Origin of the sequence: Nocardioides terrae (assembly GCF_900112345.1) — a bacterium.
GTDB lineage: Bacteria > Actinomycetota > Actinomycetes > Propionibacteriales > Nocardioidaceae > Nocardioides > Nocardioides terrae.
Map to the genome: position 1 here is coordinate 1 of NZ_FOLB01000012.1, position 16,638 is coordinate 16,638.

At 71.4% G+C, this 16,638-nt stretch carries 22 protein-coding genes; 4 read left to right on the top strand and 18 right to left on the bottom strand.

Annotated elements, in window-relative coordinates:
* From BM236_RS15025 to BM236_RS15045, 5 genes are all read right to left on the bottom strand, one after another.
* On the bottom strand, positions 1-219 hold a 219-nt coding region (locus BM236_RS15025), incomplete at its 3' end, for a helix-turn-helix domain-containing protein (protein WP_139230121.1).
* 104 nt (positions 220-323) lie between these two features.
* Positions 324-1,436 carry a PP2C family protein-serine/threonine phosphatase gene (locus BM236_RS15030; protein ID WP_091125433.1) on the bottom strand — a complete coding sequence of 371 codons (1,113 nt, stop codon included), beginning with the start codon at positions 1,434-1,436 and terminating at the stop codon, positions 324-326.
* A gap of 60 nt (positions 1,437-1,496) precedes the next feature.
* Positions 1,497-2,342, bottom strand: a complete 846-nt coding sequence (locus BM236_RS15035; RefSeq protein WP_091125435.1) for an Fpg/Nei family DNA glycosylase — start codon at positions 2,340-2,342, stop codon at positions 1,497-1,499.
* Between the two features lie 7 nt (positions 2,343-2,349).
* On the bottom strand, positions 2,350-2,868 hold the full coding sequence (locus tag BM236_RS15040; RefSeq protein WP_091125436.1) for a ribose-5-phosphate isomerase: 519 nt from the start codon (positions 2,866-2,868) through the stop codon (positions 2,350-2,352).
* 12 nt (positions 2,869-2,880) lie between these two features.
* The gene (locus BM236_RS15045) at positions 2,881-3,747 is read right to left on the bottom strand and encodes an alpha/beta hydrolase (protein WP_091125439.1); all 867 of its coding nucleotides are present in this window, start codon (positions 3,745-3,747) and stop codon (positions 2,881-2,883) included.
* A gap of 14 nt (positions 3,748-3,761) precedes the next feature.
* On the opposite strand from BM236_RS15045, the gene BM236_RS15050 reads away from it, so the two are divergent.
* Positions 3,762-4,109: a DUF2568 domain-containing protein gene (locus BM236_RS15050; protein ID WP_091125440.1), complete on the top strand. Its 348-nt coding sequence runs from the start codon at positions 3,762-3,764 to the stop codon at positions 4,107-4,109.
* A 170-nt stretch (positions 4,110-4,279) separates the two neighbouring features.
* On the opposite strand, the gene rdgB is transcribed toward BM236_RS15050, so the two are convergent.
* The 4 genes from rdgB to BM236_RS15070 form a co-directional block, all read right to left on the bottom strand.
* A complete protein-coding gene (gene rdgB / locus BM236_RS15055) occupies positions 4,280-4,885 on the bottom strand; it encodes an RdgB/HAM1 family non-canonical purine NTP pyrophosphatase (RefSeq protein WP_091125443.1) in 606 nt (201 codons plus the stop codon).
* Entirely contained in the window at positions 4,882-5,604 is a 723-nt protein-coding gene (gene rph / locus BM236_RS15060; protein WP_091125444.1) for a ribonuclease PH, read from the bottom strand. The genes rdgB and rph overlap by 4 nt, the downstream gene beginning before the upstream one ends.
* Positions 5,605-5,676: 72 nt before the next feature.
* Positions 5,677-6,510, bottom strand: a complete 834-nt coding sequence (locus tag BM236_RS15065) for an ABC transporter permease (protein WP_091125447.1) — start codon at positions 6,508-6,510, stop codon at positions 5,677-5,679.
* A complete protein-coding gene (locus BM236_RS15070; RefSeq protein ID WP_091125449.1) occupies positions 6,507-7,442 on the bottom strand; it encodes an ABC transporter ATP-binding protein in 936 nt (311 codons plus the stop codon). The genes BM236_RS15065 and BM236_RS15070 overlap by 4 nt, the downstream gene beginning before the upstream one ends.
* Before the next feature lie 131 nt (positions 7,443-7,573).
* Between BM236_RS15070 and BM236_RS15075 the strand changes: the two genes are divergently transcribed.
* Positions 7,574-8,725, top strand: a complete 1,152-nt coding sequence (locus BM236_RS15075; protein WP_091125451.1) for a histidine kinase — start codon at positions 7,574-7,576, stop codon at positions 8,723-8,725.
* Positions 8,722-9,393, top strand: a complete 672-nt coding sequence (locus tag BM236_RS15080) for a response regulator (RefSeq protein WP_091125697.1) — start codon at positions 8,722-8,724, stop codon at positions 9,391-9,393. The genes BM236_RS15075 and BM236_RS15080 overlap by 4 nt, the downstream gene beginning before the upstream one ends.
* Positions 9,394-9,409: 16 nt before the next feature.
* Here BM236_RS15080 and BM236_RS15085 read toward each other — a convergent pair whose 3' ends face one another.
* The 3 genes from BM236_RS15085 to BM236_RS15095 form a co-directional block, all read right to left on the bottom strand.
* Positions 9,410-10,252, bottom strand: a complete 843-nt coding sequence (locus tag BM236_RS15085; protein ID WP_245750360.1) for an MBL fold metallo-hydrolase — start codon at positions 10,250-10,252, stop codon at positions 9,410-9,412.
* Positions 10,249-11,046 (bottom strand): glutamate racemase, encoded by a 798-nt coding sequence (gene murI / locus BM236_RS15090; RefSeq protein WP_245750361.1) that lies wholly within the window; start codon positions 11,044-11,046, stop codon positions 10,249-10,251. The genes BM236_RS15085 and murI overlap by 4 nt, the downstream gene beginning before the upstream one ends.
* Before the next feature lie 122 nt (positions 11,047-11,168).
* Complete coding sequence (locus tag BM236_RS15095) at positions 11,169-11,549, bottom strand: VOC family protein (protein WP_091125700.1); 381 nt, start codon at positions 11,547-11,549, stop codon at positions 11,169-11,171.
* A 306-nt stretch (positions 11,550-11,855) separates the two neighbouring features.
* Between BM236_RS15095 and BM236_RS15100 the strand changes: the two genes are divergently transcribed.
* Positions 11,856-13,250, top strand: coding sequence for an IS110 family RNA-guided transposase (locus tag BM236_RS15100; protein ID WP_091125456.1), 1,395 nt, complete (start codon positions 11,856-11,858; stop codon positions 13,248-13,250).
* Positions 13,251-13,270: 20 nt separating this feature from the next.
* On the opposite strand, the gene BM236_RS15105 is transcribed toward BM236_RS15100, so the two are convergent.
* From BM236_RS15105 to clpS, 6 genes are all read right to left on the bottom strand, one after another.
* Positions 13,271-14,233: a PLP-dependent cysteine synthase family protein gene (locus tag BM236_RS15105; RefSeq protein ID WP_091125458.1), complete on the bottom strand. Its 963-nt coding sequence runs from the start codon at positions 14,231-14,233 to the stop codon at positions 13,271-13,273.
* A 136-nt stretch (positions 14,234-14,369) separates the two neighbouring features.
* Positions 14,370-14,927, bottom strand: a complete 558-nt coding sequence (locus tag BM236_RS15110; RefSeq protein WP_091125702.1) for an NYN domain-containing protein — start codon at positions 14,925-14,927, stop codon at positions 14,370-14,372.
* 10 nt (positions 14,928-14,937) lie between these two features.
* Positions 14,938-15,216, bottom strand: coding sequence for a MoaD/ThiS family protein (locus BM236_RS15115; RefSeq protein WP_091125460.1), 279 nt, complete (start codon positions 15,214-15,216; stop codon positions 14,938-14,940).
* A gap of 19 nt (positions 15,217-15,235) precedes the next feature.
* A complete protein-coding gene (locus tag BM236_RS15120) occupies positions 15,236-15,676 on the bottom strand; it encodes a M67 family metallopeptidase (RefSeq protein ID WP_091125463.1) in 441 nt (146 codons plus the stop codon).
* A 67-nt stretch (positions 15,677-15,743) separates the two neighbouring features.
* Complete coding sequence (locus tag BM236_RS15125; protein ID WP_091125465.1) at positions 15,744-16,328, bottom strand: DUF2017 domain-containing protein; 585 nt, start codon at positions 16,326-16,328, stop codon at positions 15,744-15,746.
* A gap of 7 nt (positions 16,329-16,335) precedes the next feature.
* Positions 16,336-16,629, bottom strand: a complete 294-nt coding sequence (gene clpS / locus BM236_RS15130) for an ATP-dependent Clp protease adapter ClpS (RefSeq protein ID WP_217645361.1) — start codon at positions 16,627-16,629, stop codon at positions 16,336-16,338.
* Positions 16,630-16,638 lie beyond the last annotated feature (9 nt).

The following is a 16,638-nucleotide window of genomic DNA, read 5'->3' on the forward strand; positions in this document are numbered from 1 at the left end:
GACCTCATCGCTGGTCCTGGTGGGCATTGTGTGCGGCCGCGAGGACCGCGTCACCAATCCGGCCTCGCCTTCGGTGGCGTAGCGGTCGATCCAGGTCCGCACGCACTTGCGGGAGACACCCATCGCGGCCGCGATGTGAGCTTGGGGCCAGCCGGCCTGGTGGCGCTGGACGATCAGTCGACGACCGTGAACGGTCAGCCGGGCATTACCGTGGGACACGAGAACCTCCGGGTTGGAGTGGGCCTTAGACAAGCCACATCCCATTCGGAGGTTCTCGTTCGTTCAACCAGGCTCGCCGCTACCAACGTCCTGGCCGGGTACAGCTAGAGCCGATGGACGACGATCATCGCCCGGTCGTCGTTGCGGGAGCCGAGGGCGTCGACGAGCCGCTTGGCCGCGTCCTGGAAGTCGCCGCGGAGCAGTGACTCCGCCTCGCCGACGAGCCGGTCGATGCCCAGGTCGATGTCGCGGTGCGGCTGCTCGACCATGCCGTCGGTGTAGAGCAGCACCGCGTCGCCGTGGGAGAAGACGCCGGTGGCGACCGCGAACTCGGCGCCGGGGATCAGGCCGAGGATCGGGCCCTCGCTGCCGAGGACGCTCCACCGGCCGGAGCCGGCAGCACGCCAGACGGCCGGCGGATGGCCCGCCGTACGGATCTCGAAGAAGCCGGTGGCCAGGTCGACGGAGAGGTGAACGGCGGTGGCGAAGCCCTCCTCCCAGTCCTGGCGCAGGAGGTACTCGTTGGCGGCCGGCAGGAACGCCTCGGGCGGGAGCGCGCCGAGCATGCCGCTGAACGCCCCCGACAGGAGCAGCGCACGGGTCCCGGCCTGCTCGCCCTTCCCGGAGACGTCGACGACGACGACCTCGAGCCGGTCCGCCGCGGGGCGGCTGGCGACCACGAAGTCGCCCGCGAAGAGGGTGCCGCCGGCCGACCTGAGCTCCGACTGGACGTGCCAGTCGCGCGGCAACATGGGGATCCCGCCCTGGTTGAGGATGCGGTCGCGCAGGTCGACGAACATCGACTCGCCCTGCAGGCCGGCCACGCCCAGCCGCGAGCGGCGGAAGGACATCAGCAGCACGACCAGGCCGAGCAGGAAGACCATCGCGATGCCGGTCACCGAGGCGGGGCTGATGTCGACGTCACGCATCCGGCGGCCGACGACCGCCAGGACGGTCAGGGTCAGGACGAAGACGACGAACCAGGGCAGCGTGCGCGGTCCCAGGAGCAGGCTCGCGACGAGGAGCGGCACCACCAGCAGCGTGACCGGTGAGTAGCGGTCGAGGTAGACGATGCCCAGGCAGCAGACCACGGCCACCAGGCTGAGGAGGATGAGCATCCCCGTCTGGCTGTCGAGACCGCGGGTCCGGACCCGGGCGCCCCACCTGAGCGAGCGCCCGACCGCGGCCACGCGCGACGACTCAGTTCGGGCACTCATGTCTCAGGTCCTCGTGGTCGGGGAAGCCACACTCTAGTGGCCGCCGCGGTTCGGTCGGCGTCACTTCGTCGCACGCGATCGTGACGCCCGCTGGCAGCGCGGGCACCAGAACAGGTTGCGGCCCTCGAGCTCGGCGGTGCGTACGACGGCGCCGCACACGTGGCAGGGCTGGCCGGTGCGCCGGTAGACGTAGACCTCGCCGCCGTGGTCGTCGACGCGCGGGTCCCGATCCATCGCCTCGGGCGTGTGCTCCACGCGGACGGTGTCGATGCGGTTCTTGGCGACGCCGTCGTGCATGAGCGCGACGAGGTCGTCCCACATCGCGAGCCACTGCTTGCGGGTGAGCGCGTCACCGCGGCGGTAGGGGTCGACGCGGTGCCGGAAGAGGAGCTCGGCGCGGTAGACGTTGCCCACGCCGGCGAGCACGGTCTGGTCCATCAGCAGGCTGGCGATGCTGCGCTGGCTGCGCCCGATCCGGGCCCAGGCCTTCAGCGGGTCGCCGCCCGCGTCCGGCGGACGGAGCGGGTCCGGCCCGAGCTTGGCGATGCCGGCGTCGACCTGCTCGCGGGTCCACAGGTCGCAGGCGGTGGCGCCGCGCAGGTCCGCGACGGTCGACTCCCCCACCAGCCGTAGCCGCACCTGCCCGATCGGCGGCGGCGGCTGGTCGTCGTACGGCGTGAGCTGGAGCTTGCCGATCAGGCCGAGGTGGATGTGGATGTAGCGCTCACCCGGGAACTCCAGGAACAGCTGCTTGCCCCACGCCTGGGCGCCGTCGAGCACCTGGCCGTCGAGCTGACGGGCCTCGGCGTCGAAGCGTCCCTGCGGGCTGCCGACCCGGACCGGCCGCCCGGCGAAGGCGTCGGTCAGGTCGTGCGCCAGCCGGTGGAGGGTGTGCCCCTCGGGCATCCCTCGCTCAGTCCTGGTCCTCGGCCGGGCCGAGGCCCCGGGCCGACTCGGGCAGCGGCGGGCGCCGGCCGGTGCGGTCGTAGACGTCGAGCTGCTCGATCCGCCTGACGTGGCGCTCCTCGTCGCTGAAGGGCTCGGCGAGGAAGACCTCCACGAAGCGCGTCATGTCCTCGATGCTGTGCATCCGTCCGCCGACGGCGACGACCTGGGCGTCGTTGTGCTCGCGGGCCAGCTTGGCGGTCTCGTCGGAGTGGACCAGCGCGCAGCGGATGCCGGTCACCTTGTTGGCCGCCATCTGCTCGCCGTTGCCGCTGCCGCCGATGACGACGCCGAGGCTGTCGAGGCCCTGCTCGCGATCGCGGACGACCGCCTCGGCGGCCCGGATGCAGAAGACGGGGTAGTCGTCGAGGGCGTCGTAGACGAAGGGTCCGTGGTCAACGACCTCGTGGCCGAGCTCGGTGAGGCGGGTGGTCAGGTGGCTCTTCAGGTCGAGGCCGGCGTGGTCGCAGCCCAGGTGCACGCGCATGGCTTCATCCTCTCAGGCGTACGACGCGAGGAAGCCGGCCACCTGCCGGACGAGCCGCTCCGCCGGCGTGAAGGCGTCGTGGCGCCAGAAGCCGTGCGTCTGGCCTAGGTAGCGGGTGGCGGTCACCTCGACGCCCGCCGCGTCCAGCCGGCGCGCGAGCTCCTCGCCCTCGTCGCGCAGCGGGTCGTGTTCCGCGGTGACCACGAGGGTGGGCGGCAGCGTGTGCAGCCGGTCGCTGAGCAGCGGGGCGAGATCGGGATCGGTGAGGTCGGCGGGTGAGGCGACGTACTGCTGCCAGTACCAGGCCGCCTCCTCCCGGTCGAAGCCCTCCGCGGCGGTGTCGTAGGAGTCGAACCCTTGGGTCGGGTCGAGGAACGGGTAGATGAGCACCACGGCGTCGAAGGTGCCGGGGTGGCGCAGCGCGCCGCCGAGCGCCAGGTTGCCGCCGGCGCTGTCGCCGTGGACGTAGGCCGGGCCCGGCCGGCCCTGCCGCCCGAGCCACCCGACCACCGCGTCGACGTCCTCGACGGCGGCGGGGAACCGGTGCTCGGGCGGTCGGCGGTAGTCGACGCTCAGGACGGCCAGGCCGCTGCGGTCGGCGAACCGACGGGAGACCGCGTCGTGCACCTCGACGTCGTTGAAGACGAAGCCGCCGCCGTGGAGGTGGACGACGATGCCGTCCCTCGCGCCGGCCGGGGTGTAGAGCCGGCACGGCACGCCGTCCGCGTCGACGTCCTCGACCGCGGCGACCTCCTCCTTCGGCTCTCGCGCCGCCTGCAGCCGGGCGGCGGCGCGCTGCTCGTCGATCGGGGTCTCCCAGATCTTCGGTTCCCGGTGATAGCTCGCGACCGCCTGGGCCGCCTGCCGGAAGAGCGTCATGGGAGCATCCTGCCGTGACGGGTCTCGCGTGGCTGGTTCTGGGCCTGGTGTTCCTCGACGAGCTGCTCGCCTGCGCCGGCGCCGCCGTCGTCGGCTGGGCGCTGCCGGCGCCGTGGCTCCTCGTCTGGCTGCTGCCGGCCCTCGTCGTCGCGGTGTGGTGGTCCTTCGCCTCACCGAAGGCGCCGTACGGCGGCCCAGTGGTGCGTCCCGTCGTCAAGGTGCTCGTCTTCGGGCTGGTGTCGCTGGGCCTGTGGCTGGCCGGCCAGCCCGGCTGGGCCGTCGCCCTGCTGGTGTTCTCCGTCGTGGTGAACGGGCTCGCCCAGCTGCGCTTCGTGCGCGCGGTGGAGCCGCACGGCGCCTGACGCGTCTCGGGCCGGTCCGAGGACCCTTTGTGACGCACGCGGGCCGCGTAGCCGGTGAGGTGCCACAGGGGGCGCTCCGGCGACATCGACCACTTGAGGTCCTCAGGCAGCGACGGCCGGTCCCTACTCGAGCCGGACCTGCGCGGCGTGCTGCCGGTGGGCGGCGTCCATCAGCTCCCGAGGACCTCGGCGATCCGGGGGCCGATCTCCCGCAGCGCCCTGCCGCGGTGGGAGATCGCGTCCTTGTCCTCGCGGGAGAGCTCGGCGGTGGTGAGCCCCGGCCGGTCGGACGCCTCGAAGAGCACGTCGTAGCCGAACCCGCCGCTCCCCCGCACCTCGCGGATCACCCGACCGTCCATCCGGCCCTCGACCACCACCTCGCCGCCTTCGTGCACGAACGCGACGGCGCAGGTGAAGTGGGCGGTGCGGCCCGCATCGGGTACGTCGGCCAGCTGGTCGAGCAGCAGCGCGTTGTTGCGCTCGTCGGACTTCGGGCGGCCACCCCAGCGGGCCGAGAGCACGCCGGGCATGCCGTTCAGCGCGTCGACGCAGAGGCCGGAGTCGTCGGCGACGGACGGCAGCCCGGTGGCCAGGAAGCCTGCGCGTGCCTTGATCAGTGCGTTGCCCTCGAAGGTCGGCGCGTCCTCGACGGGCTCCTCGAAGAATGCGACGTCGTCGAGCCCGATGACGGAGACGCCCGGCACGAGAGGGCCCAGGATGCGCTCCATCTCCTGGATCTTCTTGGCGTTGCGCGAGGCGACGAAGACCCGGGTCATCCGGCGAGCGCCTCGACCTGCAGGCGGGTTAGGTCGGCGCAGCCCTTCTCGCCGAGCGCGAGCAGGGTGTCCAGCTCGGCGCGGTCGAAGGCGGCGCCCTCGGCGGTGCCCTGCACCTCGACGAACTTGCCGTCGCCGGTCATCACGATGTTCATGTCGGTCTCGGCGCGGACGTCCTCCTCGTAGGGGAGGTCGAGGCGCGGGACCCCGTCGATGATGCCGACGGAGACCGCGGCCACCGAGCCGGTGAGTGGCTCACCGGTGAGCGCGCCGGTGGAGCGCAGGTGGGCGACCGCGTCGGCGAGGGCGACGTATGCGCCGGTGATCGCGGCCGTGCGGGTGCCGCCGTCGGCCTGGAGGACGTCGCAGTCGAGCTGGATGGTGTTCTCGCCGAGCGCCTTGTAGTCGATCACGGCGCGCAGCGAGCGGCCGATCAGCCGGGAGATCTCGTGGGTGCGCCCGCCGATGCGGCCCTTGACCGACTCGCGCTCGGAGCGGGTGTTGGTCGAGGCCGGGAGCATGGCGTACTCGGCCGTCACCCAGCCGAGGCCCGAGCCCTTGCGCCACCGCGGCACGCCCTCGGAGGCCGACGCCGCACACAGGACGCGGGTCCGGCCGAACTCGACGAGCACCGAGCCGGCGGCGTGGTCGAGCCAGTTGCGGGTGATCTTGATTTGGCGCAGCTCGTCGTCTGCTCGCCCATCGGCACGTGTCGTCACGAGGAAGGACCCTACCGAGCGACGGAGTCGCACCGGGCGCCCGGTCGGGCGCCCGGTGGAGGGAGCGCTGCGCTACTTCACCTCGGCCCGGAGGATCCGCCGCAGGCCGATGACGAGCGGGACGACCAGCCAGATGATCCCGGAGACCACCAGATGGCCCCACTCCTTGCCCGTCATGTCGGAGAGCTCGTAGAGCTCACCCTGGGCCGAGCTGAAGTCGATCCACGGGGCAAGCTTGTCGAACCAGTCCATGTAGTGCGCGCCGAGCGCGATCAGGCCGGGCAGGACGTAGGTGTAGATGAAGAAGATGACGATGGCCGCGGCCGTGTTCAGCAGCAGCGCCGCGAGCGCGAAGCCCGTGAGCATGGCGAGGTTCTGGCCGATGATGAAACCGAAGAAGCCGTCCCAGCCGTAGTGCCAGTCCGCGTGGCCGTTGAAGAGCCCGTACAGCGCGGTGCAGATCGCGCCGATGGCGGTCGCCAGCACGATCGTCGCCAGCGTCAGGATCACGCCGACGGCGAGCTTGGCCAGGATGACCCGCGACCGCCGGGACTCCAGCGTGAAGGTGACCATCGCGGAGCGCTGCGTCCACTCCGTCGTGACGAGCATGATGCCGAGCACCGGCAGCAGCACGGAGGTCAGGAACGCGGCGACCGCGGTGAAGTCGCCGAACTGGATCTTGTCGTCGTTGACGGTGGTGACGATCAGCGCGATCGCCTCGGCCAGGACGACGACGATGCCGATGATGGCGAGCAGCCAGAAGCTGGCCCGGGTGTCCCGGGCCTTGCGCAGCTCGACGCCGACCAGCCGGCCGAACGGGATCGGCGCGGTGTCGGTGACGTCGAGGACGATCGGCGACGTGCCGGTGACGGAGCCGCTGACGGAGCCGGTGGAGGGGGAGGTCATGCCACGGTCCCTTCGGGTGTCGGAGCCTGGAGCGACGAGGGCGCCTCGCGCTGGGTGTCGGCGGTGAGCTGCAGGAACAGGTCCTCGAGCCCGGCGCCGCCGTCGCGCAGGTCGGTGAGCACGACCTGGGCGGAGAGGGCGGCGCGACCGACGTCGGCCGCCGCCGCCTGGACCCGCAGCCCGCGTCCGGCCTGCTCGACGGGCAGGCCGGCCGCCTGGAGCGCCGCGGCGAGCGCGGCGTTGTCCAAAGACGTGACGAGCGTCTGCGCGGGGCCGGCACCGGCCAGCAGCGTCTCGCGGTCGCCCCGGGCCACGATCCGGCCGTTGCCGATGAGGATCATCTCGTCGGCGATCTGCTCGACCTCGTGCAGCAGGTGGCTCGAGAGCAGCACCGTGCCGCCGCGGTCGGCGTAGTTCTTGAGGAGGCCGCGCATCCAGCGGATGCCGGCGGGGTCGAGGCCGTTGGCCGGCTCGTCCAGGATCAGCACCTGCGGGTCACCGAGCAGCGCGTGGGCGATGCCGAGGCGCTGCTTCATGCCGAGCGAGTAGTTCCGGATGCGCCGCTTCGCCTCGGCCTTGGTCAGCGAGACGAGGTCGAGCATCTCGTCGACGCGGGACTCGGGCAGACCCATCGTCATCGCGCCGAGGGTGAGCACCTCCCGGCCGGTCCGGCCGCCGTGCTGCGCCGAGGCGTCCAGCAGGACGCCGACGTGCCGCCCGGGGTTCGGGATGTCGTGGTAGCGCAGCCCACCGATCGTCACCTCGCCCTTCGTCGGCGGCGTGAGCCCCACCATCACCCGCATCGTCGTCGACTTGCCGGCGCCGTTGGGCCCCAGGAAGCCGGTGACCCGACCAGGTTGGCAGGTGAAGCTCACATCGTCGACGGCCACGAACGAGCCGTACTTCCGCGTCAGTCCTTCGACCTTGATCATGCGACCACCCTGTCAGATCGGCGTCAGGTCCGGCATCGTTCCGCGGCATCGACACGACCCCTCCACAAGTAGGGGGTCCCGGACGACCGAGGACCGCTGTGGCGCAGGCCGCGCAGCCCTAGCGTGGGCCCATGCAGCACCCCGAGCCCGAGTACCAGCCGCGGCTGAGCACCTGGAGCCACGTCTGGCGCCTCGTGGTGATGCTCGCCGTGTCGGGGGTGACGTGGGGGCCGGCCATCGACCCCGAGCAGCGGATCGGCGACTGGTTCGTCGTGCTCGACGTGGTGCTGGGCGCGGTCGCCTACGTGCTCGTCTTCTTCCGCCGCCGTCGGCCGGTCGCGGTGGCGATCGTGCTCGGCCTGACGACCACGGTCTCGGGGATCGCCGGCGGTCCGGCGCTGCTGGCGCTCGTCTCGGTCGCGACCCGGCGACGCGGACGCGAGATCGGGATCGTCGCCTCGGTCGGCTTCGCGTGCGCGCAGCAGTACGGCATGGTCACCCGCGGACCGGACGACTCCGTGTGGCTCGTCCTCGTCCTCAACGCGATCGCGACCGGCGCTGCGGTCGGCTGGGGGCTCTACCTCGGCTCCCGCCGCGAGCTCCTCTGGGGGCTCCGCAACCGGGTCGACCGGGCCGAGGCCGAGCAGGCGCTGCGGATCGAGCAGGCCCGGGCCAACGAGCGCCAGCGCATCGCCCGTGAGATGCACGACGTCCTGGCCCACCGGATCTCCCAGATCTCCATGCACGCCGGCGCGCTCGGGTTCCGCCAGGACCTCGACGCCGGCGGGATGCGCGCGAGCGTCGCGGTGATCCAGGAGAAGGCGCACGAGGCGCTCGCCGACCTGCGTGCGGTGCTCGGCGTGCTGCGCGAGTCCGGCGGCGAGCTCGCGCCCCAGCCGACGTACGCCGACCTGCCCGGCCTGCTCGTGGAGGCACGCGCCGCCGGCACGGCCGTGGAGGTCGACGACCGGATCGTCGACGAGGTCCCCGACGTGCTGGGCCGGACGGTCTACCGCATCGTCCAGGAGGGCGTCACGAACGCCCGCAAGCACGCACCCGGGCAGCGGCTCTCGGTCGTCCTCCACGGTGCGGCCGGCGAGCGGCTCGACGTGACCATGCGCAACCCGCTCCCGGCCCCCGGTCCGCTGCGGCCGGCCGCACCCGGCGCCGGCCTCGGGCTGGTCGGGATGAGCGAGCGGGCCGAGCTGGCCGGCGGCGGGCTGGAGCACCGCGTGGAGGGCCGCGACTTCGTGCTGCACGCCTGGATAGCGTGGCCGGCATGATCCGGGTGCTGCTCGCCGACGATGACCCGCTCGTCCGCTCCGCGCTGGCGCTGATGCTCGGCGGTCCCGACGACGTGAAGGTCGTCGGCGAGGCCGCCGACGGCGCCGAGGCGGTCCGGCTGACCGAGGACCTCCGGCCCGACGTGGTGCTGATGGACATCCGGATGCCGCGGATGACCGGCCTCGAGGCGACGCAGCGGCTGCACGAGCGGGCGGACCCGCCCCACGTCATCGTGCTGACGACGTTCGACGCCGACGACCTGGTCGTGGGCGCCCTCGGAGCGGGCGCGGACGGGTTCCTGCTCAAGGACACCCCTCCGGCCGAGATCGTCGACGCGATCCGGCGGGTCGCCGACGGCGACCCGATGCTGTCCCCCTCGGTCACCCGCTCGCTGATCGACCGGCTGCGTCGCGACGACCCGCGCGGCCGGGCGGAGGCCGCTGAGCGACGGCTGGCGGTGCTGACCGAGCGCGAGCGCGAGGTCGCCCGAGCGGTCGGGCGCGGGCTCTCGAACGCGGAGATCGCGGCGGAGCTCTACCTGTCGGTCCCCACCGTCAAGGCGCACGTCTCCCGCCTGCTCGACAAGCTGGCCGCGGCCAACCGGGTCCAGATCGCGCTCTGCATCCACGACGCGGGGCTGGACCGCCCGGCTCAGGGCAGGGAGTAGACCGCTCCGGCGACCGCTAGCTCGGCCGGGCCGTCGTAGACCGAGCCGGCCTCGGCGAGCATGCCGTCGGCGCTGTGCCATGGCGGTACGTGGGAGTGATGCCCAGCCAGGTTGTCCAACCTGGTGATGGGTGCTTGCTTGCCGATTGCTGAGTGGGGCCGGTGACGGCCTTCGGGACGTGGGTCAGCACGAGGCGCTTCGCGCCCGCCTTGGCGGCGACCTCACCGGCCTGGACGCCGGTCAGGTGGAGTCCCGCCGGGTTGTCGTCGCCCGCCCGGAACGACGCCTCCGCCAGCAGCAGGTCGGCGCCGGTGGCGAGCTCGAGCAGCCGCTCGGTGGGGCCGGTGTCCCCGGTGTAGGCGAGCACCGTCCCGGCCACGTCGATCCGGAAGGCGTACGCCGGCACCGGGTGATCCACCTCGACGGGGGTGATCCGGAAGGGCCCGACCTCGAACGTCGCGCGGTACTTGTGGAACTCGAACTCCTCCTCCATGCCCGGCTTGCGGGGGAGGTCGTAGGCACGGGCCAGCCGCCGCGCCGTGCCGCGCGGACCCCACACCGGGATCGGCGGCTGCTGACCGCTGGGGTGGTACTTCCGCAGCACGTAGTAGGACGTCATGTCGATGCAGTGGTCGGCGTGCAGGTGGGAGAGCAGCACCGCGTCGATGGCCAGCGGGTCGGCGTACCGCTGCAGGGCGCCCAGCGCCCCGTTGCCCAGGTCGAGCAGGATCCGCCAGGTCCGGCTCCCGCCGTTGCCGTCGCTTCCGACCGCCTCGACGAGATAACAGCTCGCGGGCGACTCGGGCCCCGGGTAGGAGCCGGAGCAGCCGACGATCGTGAGCGTGAGGGCGGCGGTCATGCGAGTCCTCCCGCGAACTGCGAGGCGGCGACCATCTCGGGGCCGAGGAAGCGCCGGCCGATGGTCTCGAACTGGTCGGGCGCCCCGGTGGTCAGGAAGCGGTACGTCGGCTCGCCGGACTCGCGCATCAGGCCGGTGCCCGCCAGCATCCGGTAGACGTCCTTCGCACACTCCTCGGCGCTGCTGACGAGCGTCACGTTGTCGCCCATGACGTAGGAGATGACACCGGTCAGCAGCGGGTAGTGCGTGCAGCCGAGGATCAGCGTGTCGACGCCCACGCTGGTGAGCGGGTCGAGGTAGTCGTGCGCCGCGTCGAGCAGCTCGTCACCGCTGGTGATGCCGGCCTCGACGAGCGGGACGAACCGCGGGCAGGCCCGGGTGTGCAGCTCGACGTGCGGCGCGGCGGCGAAGGCGTCGTCGTAGGCCATCGACTCGGCGGTCGCGCGGGTGCAGATCACGCCGATCCGGCCGGTGCGGCTGGCCGCGACGGCGCGTCGGGTGGCCGGCAGGATCACCTCGGTCACCGGCACGTCGTAGCGCTCGCGGGCGTCGCGCAGCATCGCGGCGCTGGCGGAGTTGCAGGCGATGACCAGCGCCTTCACGCCCTGCTCGACGAGGTGGTCGAGGCACTCCAGCGCGTATTCACGGACCTCCGCGATCGGCTTGGGCCCGTAGGGCGCCCGCGCGGTGTCGCCGACGTAGAGCACCGACTCGTGCGGGAGCTGGTCGATGACCGACCGGGCGACGGTGAGCCCCCCGAACCCCGAGTCGAAGATCCCGATGGGCGCATCCACGTTTCCTGGGTCGACGGGGAGGCTCAGGTCATGCACAAGGCGAAAGGCTAGGCGTTCGACACCCCTGACGCACGGGGCCGCGACCCACGTCACGCGAGACGACGGTCACGCGGCTCCGCGGATCAGCCCGCCCGGATGATCTGCTGCAACGACCAACGGTTGCCGTCAGGGTCCTGGAAGTAGACGAACCGACCCCACGGCAGCTCGTCGACATCGGAGCAGTCGACCTCGCGCTCACGCAGATAGGCGCGGGCGGCATCGGCGTCCGGCACCACGACCTGGATGAGCTGCGACGACCCCTCCGGCATCATCTCGAGGCCCACCCCGAAGCAGAAGGAGCAGGCCGACCCCTGGGGTGTCACCTGCACGAAGCGGAGCCCCTCGTGCACGGTGTTGTCGAAGTCGACGTTCCAGCCGACCTGGTCGCCGTAGAACGCCTTGGCCCGGTCGACGTCCGAGACGGCGAGCGGGATGAGCTCGATCTTCCAGTCCAGTTGTGTCATGTCCACGGCCTCCAGCCGGTCGATGCCCGGCCCGGAGCGGCCGGCGCACGTCACACGCTAGGGGTGACCACCGACATTTAGCCTTTTGAGTGGGTCCGCGGGCGGGCCGAACATCCGACCGGGACACGTGGTGATCCCTGAGTTCTGAGTGGTCGTCCGCGGGCCTGGTGTCTGGTCGAGCGGTGTCCTTGTTCGGGAACTTGGAGCCAGTCATGGGGCGTGGACTCCTGCTTAGAGAATGTCTGGGCCGTGGCCGCGATGGTCAGTCACCTGGTGAACGGGAAACCGACTGACAGGAGCAACGCGATGGCGTTCACGTTGGGCATCGACATCGCCGTCCGGGCAGCGCATCAAGCCACGCTTGCCCGCGACGGCGCCACGGTCTGGCGCGGCCGGAAGTTCTGGACCAGACCGAGCGACCTCGAGCGGCTGTGGACGGACCTCGACGTGGCCGACCCCGGTGAGCTGACCGTGGTGATCGAGCCGACCCGCAATGCCTGGATCGTGGTCGCGGAGTGGTTCCGCCGCCGCGGCGCACGGGTCGTGATGGTCCCCACCACGCAGTCCGCTGACCTGCGCCGCTACTACTCCAAGCACACGAAGAACGACCGGATCGACTCCGAGCTCCTCGCCCGGCTGCCGCTGCTGCACCCCGACGGACTGCGCGAGTACTCCGGCCAAGGCCCGGCTGACGCACTGCGTCGGCTGGTCAAGCAGCGCTCCACCATGGTCAAGCGTCGGGTCGCGGTCTACGCCCGACTCGACGCGCTCGTCGAACTACTCGGACCGTCCTGGTACGCGATGCTGGGCTCGAACTACGGCCTTGCCGCGCTGGAGTTCCTGGCTCGCTACGCCGACCCCAACACCGTGATCCGGCTCGGTCAGGCGCGTCTGAGCCGGTTGCTCATCGCCCGCTCACGGGGCGCCTGGCGTGAGGACCACGCCGCCGGACTGGTGGCGGCAGCAAGAGAGACGCTCGCCCTGTGGGGCGCTGACGGGATGGACTTCGCCGAACTCGCCGAAGACATCGCCCACGAAGCCGAGCAGGCACTGTTCCTGACCCGTCAGATCAAGCAGATCGACGAGCGGGTCACGAACCTCTATGCCGACGCCGACCCCGACGGCATCGTCGCTTCCGCACCCGGTGTCGGGCCGGTGACCAGCGCGGTCATCGCCGGCCGGATCGGCGACCCGCACCGATTCACCTCCTTGGCCGCGGTCCGCGCCTCCACCGGCCTGGTGCCCAAGGTCAGCCAGTCCGGGGTCAGCAAGGTCGAGTCCTCGATCACCAAGGCCGGTGACCCGCTGCTGCGCGAGGTGCTCTGCCACGCGGCCGATCAGGCCCGCAAGGTCGACCCACAGATCGCCGCCAAGTACCAGCGCCTGATGGCCGGCGACCGGCACCACGACTCCGCGATCTGCCACCTAGCCACCCTGATGGTCACCCGGATCGTGGCCTGCATGCGCAACGGCCAGCCGTACACACTCCGCGACGTCGACGGCACCCCGATCACCGAGGCCGAGGGCCGCGCGATCGTCAAGGAGCGCTACGCCATCGACCAGAAGAACCGCGTCGCCGCAGCCGGTCGCCGCATGCAGCAGCGACACAGGCAGGCGGCGGGCCGGGAGTCACAGGAGTCGCAAAGCGCTCCAACATCCCAGCCCGCCAACACCAAGCCTACGAGCCGCCACGTGGCTTGACGTTCCTTAGGAACTCAGTCCTAGGCCCAGAGCTGGCCCTCGAGCGACTCCTCGGCCGAGTCGATGGTGCCCTCGTAGGCACCGGTGGAGAGGTACTTCCAGCCGCCGTCGGCCACGACGAAGGCGATGTCCGCGGCCACGCCGTCGCGCGCCGCGTTGGCGGCCTGGCCGAGCGCGGCGTGCAGGATCGCGCCGGTCGAGATGCCGGCGAAGATGCCCTCGAGCTCGAGCAGCTCGCGGACGCGGCGCACGGCGTCGCGCGGGCCGACCGAGAAGCGGGTGTCGATCAGCGAGGCGTCGTACAGCTCGGGCACGAAGCCCTCGTCGAGGTTGCGCAGGCCGTAGACGAGCTCGCCGTAGCGCGGCTCGGCGGCGACGATGCGCACGTCCGGCTTCGCCGACCGGAAGAAGCGGGAGACGCCCATCAGCGTGCCGGTGGTGCCGAGGCCGGCCACGAAGTGGGTGATCGACGGGAGGTCGGCCAGCAGCTCGGGGCCGGTTCCCTCCTCGTGCGCCAGGGCGTTGGCAGCGTTGCCGTACTGGTAGAGCATCACCCAGTCCGGGTGCTCGGCCGCGTGCCGCTTGGCCACCCGGACGGCCTCGTTGGAGCCGCCGGCCGCGGGCGAGGAGACGATCTCGGCGCCCCACATCCGCAGCAGCTGGCGACGCTCCTCGGAGGTGTTCTCCGGCATCACGCAGACGATGCGGTAGCCCCTGAGCTTGGCCGCCATGGCGAGCGAGATGCCCGTGTTGCCCGACGTCGGCTCGAGGATCGTGCAGCCGGGGCGCAGCAGCCCGTCCTTCTCGGCCTGCTCGATCATCTTCAGGGCCGGGCGGTCCTTGATCGAGCCGGTGGGGTTGCGGTCCTCCAGCTTCGCCCACAGCCTGACCTCGACACCGCCTCGGCTGAACTGGTCCGAGAGGCGCGGCAGACCCACCAGCGGCGTGTTCCCGACCGACGCGAGGTGGTTGTCGAAGCGCATGGTCCAAGTCTCCCATCCACCGATCGGATGATCGCGTTCGTCGCCGGACGCCCGACATGCGAGACCGGGCCGGCGTCACCGACCGGGCCGCAGCGGTGGCGCGGCTACCAGCTCGGCATCCTCGGCTGACGAGCCCTCAGCGCAGGAAGCGCTCCGGGTCGAACTCGTCGAGCGGGATGATCCGCACCCGCGGCAGCGGGACGTTGAACGCGCCGACCTCGTCCTCGAGGTCGTGCAGCTCGATGCCGAGCGTGTCGAACTGGCTGCTGGCGTACTCCCGCAGCGCGAGCACACCGACCCGGCGCCGGCCGGACGCCAGCCCGGCGAGCCGGTCGGCGAAGTCCGCGTCGTGGCTGACCAGCAGCACGTCGTCGTCATGGGCGGCGAGCGCGTCGAGCGTCCGCAGGATGCCGATGTCGACGACCTTCTCGTCGGCCCGGCCGCTCAGCGGCACCGGCCGGTAGTCGAGCGCCAGCAGCGCCTGCACGAACGCGCTTGGGAGCTGGCCGTTGGAGGCGTTGAGGAAGAAGAGGCCGGTGACCGGCTGGTCCCACAGCTCGGCGGCGTACGCCGTCACGCGGTCCCAGCGCGGCCGCTCCTCGGGCAGCGGCCGCCGCCCGAGGAGGGAGTTGCCGAGCGTCGCGTCGATGTTCTCTCCGTCGACGAGGACGAAGGTGCGGCGCTCGGCGGTCATCGCGACGCGCTCAGCTCGCCCCACCGGCGACGGCCGGCAGCACGACGACCTGGTCGCCGTCCTTCAGCTCGGCCCCGAGGCCGCCCAGGAAGCGGACGTCCTCGTCGTTGACGTACACGTTGACGAAGCGACGCAGGTCGCCGTTGTCGATCAGACGGTCCTTGATGCCGGCGTGGTTCGCCTCGAGGTCGTCGATGAGCGCGGCAAGGGTGCCGCCGGACCCGCTGACGGACTTCTCGCCGGCGGTGTAGGTGCGCAGGATGGTCGGGATGCGGACCTCGATGGCCATGTCTTCTCCTCGGTGACTGTCAGGACTCGGTGCTGCTCAACGTCTCGACCACCCGGATCTCTTCCTCGGTGATCTCGCCGTCCACGATCCGGTAGGAGCGGAACTCGACCGGACCCTCGTCGTTGCCGTGCTCGCGGGTACTGACCAGCACGTAGTGGGCGCCCGGCTCGCTGGCGAGCTTCACGTCGGTGACGCTCGGGTAGGCCTCGGTGGCGGTGTGGGAGTGGTAGACGATCACCGGCTCCTCGTCACGCGCCCACATCTCCTTGTAGAGCTCGAGCAGCTCGGTGCTGTCGAACTCGTAGAAGGTCGGGCTGCCGGCCGCGTTGATCATCTCGATCACCCGCTCCGGCCGGTCGCTGCCCTCCGGGCCCGCGACGATGCCGCAGGCCTCGTCGGGATGGTCACGCCTGGCGTGGGCGACGATGGCGTCGTACGTCGCCTGCGTGATGGTCAGCACGAGAGACAACCCTAGGCCGTCGACCGGCAGGGGTGCCCCGCGGCCCACGCTGCGGACGTGACCGGCGTCATGCGTCGGAGAGCGCCTCGACGAGCGTCTCCTGGAGGTAGCCGACCCAGTCGTAGATGTCGTGGGCCTGGCCGCGCGGGTCGTCGTCGGGCAGCGACTCCCAGTAGGCCTCGTCGCCCTCCTCGACCTCGAGTCGGGTGGCCAGCGCGAGCCGGATGTCGGTGAACGAGCGCATCCAGGTCTCCGCGGACGGCTCGTCGAGCTCCACGTCGATCATCAGGCCCTCCTCGACCAGCTCGGGTGGCAGGCCGGCCTCCTCCAGCGCGTCGATGATCGCCCCGGCCGCGGCCGCCTTGCCGTCGCGCAGGGCCGACTCGGTGAAGCGCCGGAAGTCGCCGGCCGCCTCCTCGTCGTCGCGGTAGGCGTTGGGGAAGAGCCGGGCCAGCACCGGGTCCTCGGGCTCGGTGGTCGGGCCGGAGAAGTCGAGCATCGCCTCGAGGGAGTCGCGCTCAAAGGGTGCGGCCGACTCGTTGCGCAGCAGCTCGACGAGCTGGCTCGCCAGCGAGCGGAGCAGGTCGGCCTCGAACCCGGTGAAGTTGGCGATGATGCTGCCGCTCCTCCGGTGGCGGGTGAACCCCGTCATCGCCTGGTCACTCCTGCTTCTCGAGGGTCGCCCACAAGCCGTACTCGTGCATCGCCTGCACGTCGCGCTCCATCTCCTCGCGGCTCCCGGAGCTGACCGCGGAGCGGCCGTCCTCGTGGACCTCGAGCATCAGCTTCTCCGCCTTCTTCTTCGAGTAGCCGAAGTACTTCTGGAAGACGAAGGTGACGTAGGACATCAGGTTGACCGGGTCGTTCCACACCACCGTGATCCAGGGGGTGGCGGGGATGGTCAGGTCGTCGGTGACGGGCTCGTCTAGCTCGACCGGGCTCGGCGCGGACATGGCGCCCAT